This window comes from Mesorhizobium sp. M7A.F.Ca.US.002.01.1.1 (assembly GCF_004022955.1).
Taxonomy (GTDB): Bacteria; Pseudomonadota; Alphaproteobacteria; order Rhizobiales; family Rhizobiaceae; genus Mesorhizobium; species Mesorhizobium ciceri.
Genome location: NZ_RZQE01000787.1, coordinates 1 through 1,757, shown reverse-complemented (window position 1 = coordinate 1,757; position 1,757 = coordinate 1). Strand labels below are relative to the sequence as shown.

Below are 1,757 nucleotides of genomic sequence, written 5' to 3'. Positions count from 1 at the left end.
TCGTCGTCGCAGCAGCGGTTATCCTGTTCCTGCTCTATTCGTCGGTCTTCGTGGTCAATGCGCGCCAGCAGGCGCTGGTGCTCAGGTTCGGTGAGATTGTCGACGTCAAGAGCGAACCCGGCATCTACTTCAAGGCGCCGTTCTCGTTCTTCGACGCCGACACCGTGCAGCTGATCGAGAACCGGGTGCTGCGCTTCGATCTCGACAACATTCGCGTCCAGGTCTCGGGCGGCAAGTTCTATGAGGTCGATGCCTTCATCGCCTATCGCATCTCGGATCCGCGGGTCTTCCGCGCCGCGGTGTCCGGTCAGATCGAACTGGCCGAGGCCCGGCTCAGGACGCGTCTCGACGCTGCCTTGCGCCGTGTCTATGGTCTGCGTGATTTCGAGGCAGCACTCTCCGAAGAGCGCGGCGTGATGATGCGCGAAGTCCGCGACCAGCTCAGGCCCGATGCCACATCGCTCGGCCTGCAGATCGAGGATGTCCGCATTCGCCGCACCGATCTCACGGCCGAAGTCTCGCAGCAGACCTTCGACCGCATGAAGGCGGAACGCCTGGCGGAAGCTGCCCGGCTGAGGGCGCGCGGCAATGAGGCGGCACAGCGCATCACCGCCCGCGCCGATCGCGAAGTGGTCGAGATCGTCGCCGAAGCCCAAAAAGAGTCGGAAATCCTGCGCGGCGAGGGCGAGGCCCAGCGCAGCGCCACCTTCGCGGGAGCCTATCAGCGCGATCCGGCTTTCTTCGACTTCTACCGGTCGATGAATGCCTATGGCACGGCGCTGGACAACACCGGAACGACGATGGTGCTGTCGCCGAACTCGGAGTTCTTCCGCTTCTTCCGCAATCCCGACGGCAGCGAGGGACCGGCAAAGCCGGCTTCGCCTGCGCCAAACGCTCCGGCGACGGCACCCGCCGCGCCGGCGGCACAGCCCAGCACCGGCCAGTAGCGGCCGGTGCAGGATTTTCTTGCCGCCATGGGCCTCGTCCTCGTCATAGAGGGTCTGGTCTATGGCGGCTTTCCCGGCCTGGCCAGGAAGCTTGCCACCGAAGTGCTGTCGCTGCCCGAGAACGCGCTGCGGATTGCCGGGCTGGCGGCGATCGCGATCGGCGTCGGCATCGTCTGGCTGGTACGAGGCGCATGAGGGCGGCGATGATTTATCCTCTGCCGATAGTCATAGCCGCAAACGTGCCGTATTTTTTGCCAACATGGCGTGACGCGGCGTTTTCGTCGAAGCGCTTTTCTTTTCAAGAATACCGGGAGGCTTCTCGATGACATCCAAAACAATTTTGCGCGCGGCGCGGCGGACATTCATCACCGGCGCGGCGGCACTTCTTGTCAGCGCCGTCGCTGTCCCGTCCTTCACGGCGCCGACATTTGCCGCCGACGGGCCCGCTTCGGTCGCCGATCTGGCGCAAGGCCTGCTCGGCGCGGTGGTCAACATATCGACCTCGCAGACGGTCAAGGGTACCGAAGGCCCGGGCGCGGTGCCGATGCCGCAATTGCCCGAAGGTTCGCCCTTCCAGGATTTCTTCGACGATTTCTTCAAGAACCGCGGCGGTGACAAGGACAACGGCTCGCAGAAGGTGCAGTCGCTGGGCTCCGGCTTCGTCATCGATGCCGAGCAAGGCATCGTCGTCACCAACAACCATGTCATTGCCGATGCCGACGACATCGAGGTCAATTTCTCCGATGGCGTCACCTTGAAGGCGACGCTGGTCGGCACCGACACCAAGACCGATGTCGCCGTGCTCAAGGT

The 1,757-nt window shown here is 63.7% G+C and carries 3 protein-coding genes; all 3 read left to right on the top strand.

The window, feature by feature from the left end; translation table 11 throughout:
* Positions 1-20: 20 nt before the first annotated feature.
* Positions 21-947 (top strand): protease modulator HflC, encoded by a 927-nt coding sequence (locus EN932_RS35430; RefSeq protein ID WP_245483392.1) that lies wholly within the window; start codon positions 21-23, stop codon positions 945-947.
* Between the two features lie 6 nt (positions 948-953).
* A complete protein-coding gene (locus tag EN932_RS35425) occupies positions 954-1,142 on the top strand; it encodes a DUF2065 domain-containing protein (RefSeq protein ID WP_013531032.1) in 189 nt (62 codons plus the stop codon).
* Between the two features lie 127 nt (positions 1,143-1,269).
* A partial coding sequence (locus EN932_RS35420; protein ID WP_206619022.1) for a trypsin-like peptidase domain-containing protein occupies positions 1,270-1,757 on the top strand: 488 nt, incomplete at its 3' end.